This is a genomic window from Streptomyces sp. (assembly GCF_031181555.1).
Taxonomy (GTDB): Bacteria; Actinomycetota; Actinomycetes; order Streptomycetales; family Streptomycetaceae; genus Streptomyces; species Streptomyces fimbriatus.
Window position 1 is genome coordinate 21,137 of the sequence record NZ_JAPSKQ010000077.1, and the last position, 8,275, is coordinate 29,411.

At 70.2% G+C, this 8,275-nt stretch carries 6 protein-coding genes; 1 reads left to right on the plus strand and 5 read right to left on the minus strand.

Annotated features, from left to right (window positions below; all coding sequences use genetic code 11):
* Positions 1–110: 110 nt before the first annotated feature.
* Positions 111–1,340 (plus strand): DUF349 domain-containing protein, encoded by a 1,230-nt coding sequence (locus RIM90_RS17415; RefSeq protein ID WP_309061632.1) that lies wholly within the window; start codon positions 111–113, stop codon positions 1,338–1,340.
* A 61-nt stretch (positions 1,341–1,401) separates the two neighbouring features.
* On the opposite strand, the gene RIM90_RS17420 is transcribed toward RIM90_RS17415, so the two are convergent.
* The 5 genes from RIM90_RS17420 to yajC all read right to left on the minus strand — a co-directional run bounded on the left by RIM90_RS17420 (position 1,402) and on the right by yajC (position 8,240).
* A complete protein-coding gene (locus RIM90_RS17420) occupies positions 1,402–3,966 on the minus strand; it encodes a RelA/SpoT family protein (protein WP_309061633.1) in 2,565 nt (854 codons plus the stop codon).
* A gap of 191 nt (positions 3,967–4,157) precedes the next feature.
* Positions 4,158–4,697, minus strand: coding sequence for an adenine phosphoribosyltransferase (locus RIM90_RS17425; protein ID WP_309061634.1), 540 nt, complete (start codon positions 4,695–4,697; stop codon positions 4,158–4,160).
* Positions 4,694–5,809, minus strand: a complete 1,116-nt coding sequence (gene secF / locus RIM90_RS17430; protein WP_309061635.1) for a protein translocase subunit SecF — start codon at positions 5,807–5,809, stop codon at positions 4,694–4,696. The genes RIM90_RS17425 and secF overlap by 4 nt, the downstream gene beginning before the upstream one ends.
* 1 nt (position 5,810) lies before the next feature.
* Entirely contained in the window at positions 5,811–7,622 is a 1,812-nt protein-coding gene (secD, locus tag RIM90_RS17435; protein ID WP_309061636.1) for a protein translocase subunit SecD, read from the minus strand.
* A 132-nt stretch (positions 7,623–7,754) separates the two neighbouring features.
* Positions 7,755–8,240 (minus strand): preprotein translocase subunit YajC, encoded by a 486-nt coding sequence (gene yajC / locus RIM90_RS17440; RefSeq protein WP_309061637.1) that lies wholly within the window; start codon positions 8,238–8,240, stop codon positions 7,755–7,757.
* Between the last annotated feature and the right edge of the window lie 35 nt (positions 8,241–8,275).

The window sequence follows — 8,275 nt, forward strand, 5'->3', positions numbered from 1 at the left end:
GGGATGCGGACAGGCGTCCCGTCGGTCGCCTATGTTGGCCGTGACGAAACTGTGGACGATGCCCGGGGGAGCTTCGAGGCCCCTCGCAGGCATCATGTGGAGGAGGCGCTGTGAGCAGCGACCCGTGGGGCCGCGTCGACGAGACGGGGACCGTGTACGTGCGTACGGCCGACGGCGAGAAGGTCGTCGGTTCCTGGCAGGCCGGCTCTCCCGATGAGGCGCTGGCCTACTTCGAGCGCAAGTACGAGGGCCTGGTTGTCGAGATCGGCCTCCTCGAGAAGCGAGTGAAGACCACCGACCTGTCGTCCAAGGACGCCATGGCCGCGATCGACCACCTGCGCGAGCAGGTCGACGCGCATCACGCGGTGGGCGATCTGGACGCGCTCAGGACGCGGCTGGACAAGCTCGTGGCGCTGGTGGAGAAGCGCCGCGAGGAGCGCAAGGCGCAGCGGGCCCGGCAGTCCGACGAGGCGCGTCAGGCCAAGGAGGCGCTGGTCGCCGAGGCGGAGGAGCTGGCCCAGTCCGACCAGTGGCGGGCCGCCGGTGAGCGGCTGCGGGCCCTGGTGGACACCTGGAAGGGCCTGCCGCGGCTGGACCGGAAGTCCGACGACGAGCTGTGGCACCGGTTCTCGCACGCGCGGTCGGCGTTCTCCAAGCGGCGCAAGCAGCACTTCGCGCAGTTGGACGCGCAGCGCGAGGAGGCCCGCCGGACCAAGGAGCGTCTGGTCGCCGAGGCCGAGTCGCTGTCGAACTCGACGGACTGGGGTCCGACCGCGGCGCGCTACCGCGAGCTGATGTCGGAGTGGAAGGCCGCGGGCCGTGCGCAGCGCGAGCACGAGGAGGACCTGTGGAACCGCTTCCGCGGTGCGCAGGACGTCTTCTTCGCCGCCCGCAGTTCGGTGTTCGCCGAGCGGGACGCGGAGCAGGCCGAGAACCTCAAGCTCAAGGAGGAGCTGGCCGGGGAGGCCGAGAAGCTCCTGCCGATCACGGACCTGAAGGCCGCGCGGGCCGCGTTCCGCGCGCTCAACGAGCGCTGGGAGGCCATCGGCCACGTGCCGCGGGACGCCCGGCCGAAGGTCGAGGGCCGGATGCACGCCGTGGAGCGGGCCCTGCAGGAGGCCGAGGAGGCCGAGTGGCGCCGGACGAACCCGGAGGCACGCGCGCGTGCCGAGGGTCTGACCGGCCAGCTCCAGGCCGCCGTGGACAAGCTGAAGGGCCAGATCGAGCAGGCCCGGGCGCAGGGCAACACCGCCAAGGCGGAGAAGCTGGAGCGGGAGCTGGAGGGCCGCCAGGCCCTGCTGGACCAGGCGCTGAAGGGCCTCCAGGAGTTCGGCGGCTGACGCACACGACGAAGGGGCTCCCGTACGCGCGTACGGGAGCCCCTTCGTCGTGTGCGGGCCCCTACGACCGGTTGCGGGCCGACGTCACGCGGTAGACGTCGTAGACGCCCTCCACGCCCCGTACGGCCTTCAGGACGTGCCCGAGGTGCTTGGGGTCGCCCATCTCGAAGGTGAAGCGGGAGGTCGCCACGCGGTCGCGGGAGGTCTGGACGGCCGCGGAGAGGATGTTGACGTGCTGGTCGGACAGCACGCGGGTGACGTCCGAGAGCAGCCGGGAGCGGTCCAGTGCCTCGACCTGGATGGCGACCAGGAAGACGGAGGACTGGGTGGGTGCCCACTCGACCTCGAGGATGCGCTCGGGTTCGCGGGAGAGCGAGTCGACGTTGACGCAGTCGCTGCGGTGCACGGACACGCCGCTGCCGCGGGTGACGAACCCGATGATGGGGTCGCCGGGGACCGGTGTGCAGCAGCGGGCCAGTTTGACCCACACGTCCTCGACGCCCTTGACGATGACGCCCGGGTCGGCGCTGGAGCGGCGCTTGCGGCTGCGCCCGCGGGCCGGCGGTACCGACTCGTCGATCTCCTCGGTGGCCGCCTCCTCGCCGCCGAGGGCCTGCACCAGCTTCTGCACGATGTTCTGCGCGGAGACGTGGCCCTCGCCGATGGCCGCGTACAGCGCGGAGATGTCCGAGTAGCGCATCTCGTGCGCGAGCGTGACGAGGGAGTCGCCGGTGAGGATGCGCTGGATCGGCAGGTTCTGCTTGCGCATCGCGCGGACGATGGCGTCCTTGCCCTGCTCGATCGCCTCGTCGCGGCGCTCCTTGGAGAACCAGGCGCGGATCTTGTTGCGGGCGCGCGGCGACTTGACGAAGCCGAGCCAGTCGCGGGAGGGGCCCGCGCCGGCCGCCTTGGAGGTGAAGACCTCCACCAGGTCGCCGTTGTCGAGGGTGGATTCGAGCGGTACGAGTCGGCCGTTGACCCGCGCCCCTATGGTGCGGTGGCCGACCTCGGTGTGGACCGCGTACGCGAAGTCGACCGGGGTGGCGCCGGCCGGGAGCGCTATGACGTCGCCCTTGGGGGTGAAGACGAAGACCTCGTTGCGGGACAGGTCGAAGCGCAGCGACTCCAGGAACTCGCCCGGGTCCTCGGTCTCCTTCTGCCAGTCCAGGAGCTGCCGCAGCCACGCCATGTCGTTGATGGCGTCCTTGTCCTTGCCGGACGTCTTCGGGGAGTCCGTGCGGATCTTGGACGCGCCGGCGACGGCCTCCTGCTTGTACTTCCAGTGCGCGGCGATGCCGTACTCGGCGCGGCGGTGCATGTCGAACGTGCGGATCTGCAGCTCGACGGGCTTGCCGCCGGGGCCGATGACCGTCGTGTGGAGCGACTGGTACATGTTGAACTTGGGCATCGCGATGTAGTCCTTGAACCGGCCGGGGACCGGGTTCCACCGCGCGTGCACCGTGCCGAGCGCGGCGTAGCAGTCGCGGACCGTGTCCACGAGGACGCGGATGCCCACCAGGTCGTAGATCTCCGCGAAGTCACGGCCGCGGACGATCATCTTCTGGTAGACGCTGTAGTAGTGCTTCGGGCGGCCGGTGACGGTCGCCTTGATGCGGGCCGCCCTGAGGTCCTGCTGCACCTCGTCGGTGACGATGGCGAGGTACTCGTCGCGCTTGGGCGCGCGCTCGGCGACCAGGCGGACGATCTCGTCGTACATCTTGGGGTAGAGGATCGCGAAGGCGAGGTCCTCCAGCTCCCACTTGATGGTGTTCATGCCCAGGCGGTGGGCGAGCGGCGCGTAGATCTCCAGGGTCTCGCGCGCCTTCTTCTCCTGCTTCTCGCGCTTGAGGTAGCGCATGGTGCGCATGTTGTGCAGGCGGTCGGCGAGCTTGATGACCAGGACCCGGGGGTCCTTGGCCATGGCGACGACCATCTTGCGCACGGTCTCGGCCTGGGCGGCCTCGCCGAACTTGACCTTGTCCAGCTTGGTGACGCCGTCGACGAGGAGGGCGACGACGTCGCCGAAGTCGCGGCGCAGGTCCTCCAGGCCGTACTCGGTGTCCTCGACGGTGTCGTGCAGCAGGCCGGCCATCAGGGTGGCCGGGTCCATGCCCAGCTCGGCGAGGATGGTGGTGACGGCGAGCGGGTGCGTGATGTACGGGTCGCCGCTCTTGCGCTTCTGGCCGCGGTGCCAGCGCTCGGCGACCTGGTAGGCGCGCTCGATCTGGCGGAGCGTGGCGTTCTCGATCTTGGGGTCGTTGCTGCGCACGATCCGCAGCAGCGGCTCCAGCACCGGGTTGTACGGGTTCGCGCGCTGTACGCCGAGCCGGGCGAGGCGGGCGCGGACGCGGTTGGAGGAGCCGGAGCGGGCGGGCTGGCCGGTGTTCGGGCGGCCCAGGGGGGCGGAGCGCTCGGGCGATGAGGGTCCCCCCGCGCGGGCGGAGTCGAGAGGGGGGGACGGCTTGGGGCGCGGCTGCTCGGGCTTGTCGACGGGGGCGGCCTGGGCGTGCCGGACCGGCCCTCGGGTGTCGTTCTTCGCCTGGGGCGCGCTCGGCGCGGGCTTGGCCGCGGCCGCCGAGGCGGACTCGGGCTTGGCGGCGGTCAGGTGCTGGGCCTCGTCTGGCAAGAGGGCTCCTCGTGCGCGATCCGGGTCCCCGGTCAGGCTCCGGATACCCCATGGTAGCGATCCCGCGCCTTCCGATGGCCTTCGGAGCGGTGTGAGGACCGTCTACCCGAGAAACGCACGAGGCGGACGCCGGATTCCTCCGGGTCCGCCTCGTGGTGTGGTGAGCGCCTCTCCGTCTGCGCCGTCGCCGGTCAGACGGTGAGCAGCGCCTCCAGCGGTGCGCCGGCCAGGGCCGGTTCCAGACGGGCGCGGCCCCCGAGGAAGCCGAGCTCCATCAGCACGGCGAGGCCCGCGACCTCGGCGCCCGCCCTGCGGATGAGCTGGAGCGACGCCTCGGCGGTGCCGCCGGTGGCAAGGACGTCGTCGATCACCAGGACGCGATCGTCCCCGCAGAGGTCCTCTGCGTGCACCTCGATCTCGGCGGATCCGTACTCCAGGTCGTACGCCTGGCTGAGGGTGGCTCCGGGGAGCTTGCCCGCCTTGCGTACGGGGATGAAGCCGAGGCCCGCACGGACGGCGACCGGGGCGGCGAGGATGAAGCCCCGGGCCTCCAGTCCGACGACCTTCGTGGCGCCGGTGCGCTCGGCGATCCCGGCCAGGGCGTCGGTGAGCGCGGTGAACGCCGCCGGGTCCGCCAGGAGCGGGGTGATGTCCTTGAACATCACGCCCGGCTCCGGGTAGTCCGCCACGTCCCGGATACGGCTGAGCAGCAGCTCCTTGATGTCGGTCATCGGCGCTTCCCCGGGGTTCGGCCCCGGCCGCGGCCGCGCGACGCGGACTGGCTGCGCGGGCCGACGACGGCGGGGGCGGCCTCTTCGTCGTCGTACGCGTCGTCCCCGGTGACCGGGGCGTCCTGGGCCTCGTCCTGGGCCGTGCCCTGGGCCCGCTTGGCCAGGACGCGCTTCTTGAGGGACTTCATCGCCGGCTCGCGCTCCTTGAGGTCGGCGACGAGCGGGGTGGCGATGAAGATCGAGGAGTACGCACCGGCGGCGAGGCCGACGAACAGCGACAGCGAGATGTCGTTCAGCATGCCGGCGCCGAGGACACCGCCACCGATGAACAGCAGGCCCGCGACCGGCAGCAGCGCGACCACCGTGGTGTTGATGGAGCGGACCAGGGTGCTGTTGATGGAGCGGTTGGCGATCTCGCTGTAGGTCCAGCGGGTCTGCTTGGTGATGTCTCTGGTCTGTTCCTTCAGGCTGTCGAAGACGACGACCGTGTCGTAGAGCGAGTAGCCGAGGATGGTCAGCAGACCGATCACCGTGCCCGGTGTGACCTCGAAGCCGACGAGGGCGTAGATGCCGACGGTGATGGTGATGTCGTGGACCAGGGCGACGAACGCGGCGAGCGCCATGCGCCACTCGAAGGCGATCGCCAGGTAGATCACGACCAGGATCATGAAGATGCCGAGGCCCTGCCAGGCCTTGTTGGCGATCTGCTCGCCCCAGCTGGGGCCGACCAGTTCGGCGTTGATCTTCTCCGCGTCGACCTTGAGGTCCTCGGCGAGCCTGTCCTTGATCCTGTCCGAGGTGTCCGTGTCGATACCGGCGACCTGGATGCGCAGGCTGCCGTCACCGAGCTTCTGGACGATGGCGTCGTGACCGGACGCGTCCTCCGCGTACTCCTCGGCCGTGGCGACCGAGACGCTCATGTTCTTCGAGGTGGTGAAGACCGCCCCGCCCTGGAACTCGATGCCCATGTGCAGGCCGCGCACCGCCAGGCCGACGATGGCCGTGATGGTGATCAGGACGGAGATGCCGTACCAGATCTTGCGGTTCTTGACGAAGTCGTAGCCGATCTCGCCGTGGTGCAGTCGGGCGCCGAGGGTGCCGAGCTTCGACATCTCAGACCTCCTTCGTCTCGACAGGACCGGCGGCGGCCGGGACGGGGCGGCGGGTACGGCGCAGCGGCGGCTTGGCGCCCAGGGCCTTCGGATCGAGGCCGGACCACTTGTGGCCGCTCGCGAAGAACTTCCGCCGGGCCATCAGGGTCAGCAGCGGCTTGGTGAACAGGAACACCACCACGACGTCGAGCACGGTGGTCAGGCCGAGCGTGAACGCGAAGCCCTGGACCTTGCCGACGGTGACGACGAAGAGCACCGCGGCGGCGAGGAACGACACGAAGTCGGAGACCAGGATGGTGCGCCGGGCACGCGGCCAGGCCCGCTCCACGGCGGGACGCAGCGAGCGGCCCTCGCGGATCTCGTCCCGGACCCGTTCGAAGTAGACGATGAACGAGTCCGCCGTGATGCCGATCGCGACGATGGCACCGCACACGGCCGGCAGGTTCAGCGCGAAGCCGATGGTCGGGCCGAGCAGCGACATGATCACGTAGGTCAGGGCGGCGGACACCAGCAGCGAGAGGATCGCGATGAAGGACAGGCCGCGGTAGTAGACCAGCAGGTAGAGGACGACCAGGGCGAGGCCGATGGCGCCGGCGATCAGACCGGCCTGCAGCTGCTCACCGCCGAGCGCGGCGGTGACGGTGGTGACGCTGTCCTCGCGGAAGGTCAGCGGCAGGGCGCCGTAGGACAGCATGTTGGCCAGTTCCTGGGCCGACTGCTGGGTGAAGTTGCCGGAGATCTCCGCGTTGCCGCCGGTCAGGGCCTGGCTGACGTAGGGGTCGGAGACGACCTCGCCGTCCAGGACGATGGCGAACTGGTTCTGCGGGGACTGCTTCTGGGCCAGCTGGCCGGTGATGTCGGCGAACTTCTTGGCGCCCTCATCGGTGAAGTCCATCGTGACGGTCCAGCCGGCACCGGTCTGCGTGTTCAGGACCGCCTGGGCCTCGTCGACGTCCGTGCCGTCGACCGCGGCGGGGCCGAGGATGTACTTCTGCCACTGGCCCTGGGAGTTCTGGCCGCAGGCGACGGTCGAGTCGGTGGCCTTGGCACCGTCACCGGCCGTGGCGCGGACGGCCTCCTTGGTGCAGTCGAGCGCGGCGTACTGGGCCTGGAGCTTGCCGTCCGTCTCGCCGGAGGTGCCGCCGGTCGCGGACGGGGAGGGGGTGGCCTTGTCCTCGGCGGCCCCGGCGGAGGCGCTCGCGGAGGCGGAGGGCGTCTCGTCGGCCTTCAGGGCGTCGGTGAGCGCGCGGCCCTGGGTGGTGGAGCTCGCCGACGGGCTGGCGGAGGCGGACGGGGACGAGCCGTCGGTCGCCTTGTCCGTGGCCTTGTCGGTCGCCTTGTCCTCACCGGTGTCCTCGCCCGAGGCGTTTCCGGAGGCGCTCGGCGTGGGGGCGGTCCCGCCGTCGGCGAGTTCGGTGGCGATGACCGGGCGGAAGTAGAGCTTGGCGGTGGTGCCGACCTGGTCCCGGGCCTGCTTGGAGTTCGTGCCCTTGGGAATGTTGACGATGATGTTGTGGGTGCCCTGCGTCTGGACCTCGGCCTCGGAGACACCAAGACCGTTGACACGACGCTCCATGATGGAGACCGCGGTGTCCATGTTGGTCTTGTTGACCGCGGATTCCTGCCCGGCCTCGGGGACCGCCGCGAGCGTGATGCTCGTGCCGCCGGCCAGGTCGATGCCGAGACGCGGAGTGGTGTGCCCGGAGGCGAACATTCCTCCGGTGAGCGCCACGATGGCGATCAGGATCAGGGCCAGCGAGCGCCCGGGCTTGCTCTGGGCGCTCGCGTTCTGTCCCTTTTTGGCTGTGGCCACCTTCTCGTACTCCCTCTCGGGCCGCTTCGCGCCCGGTCGGCGGGCGGGCGGCCATGACATGGTGTCGGGATGCCGTGCGAGCCGGTCGCGTCCCAGGGCGCGCGGGTTCGACCCGCGCGCCCTGGGAGACGACTACTTCGCCCCGGAGTCGCCGTCGGTCTTCTGCGGCTGGTCGTCCGCCTTCGCGTCGGCGGTGGCCGGCTCGTCGGCCGCGTCCTTCTTGCCGAAGTCGACGGGCTTGTCGTCGGAGGCGGCGGCGTCGGAGGACTCGTCGGCCTCGGTGAGGGAGGAGGCGTCGTCGGGGACGATGTCGGCGTCGGACTTCAGGTCGTGCTCGATGCCGTGGACGATGCGGTTGTACTCGTCGTCGCTCAGGACGGCACCGATCGCGTTCTTGGCGAACATCAGTTCCACGCCAGGTCCGGCGTCGAGGAGGACCGTGTCCTCGTTGACCTCCTTGACCGTGGCGTACATGCCCCCGATCGTGCGGACGCCGGAACCGGGCTGCATCTGGTTCCGCATCTCGATGGCCTGCTGCTGCTTCTTCTTGGCCGACCGGGTCATCAGGAACATGGCCCCGATGAGCACAATGAACGGGAGGAGGGTCAGGAGACTCACGGGTCGGAACTTCCTTCACACGACCGCGATGGTGA

Excerpts from the sequence above, each read along its gene's own strand:
- secF (WP_309061635.1), bottom strand. The coding sequence starts at position 5,809 with ATGTCGAAGCTCGGCACCCTCGGCGCCCGACTGCACCACGGCGAGATC.
- RIM90_RS17425 (WP_309061634.1), bottom strand. The coding sequence starts at position 4,697 with ATGACCGACATCAAGGAGCTGCTGCTCAGCCGTATCCGGGACGTGGCG.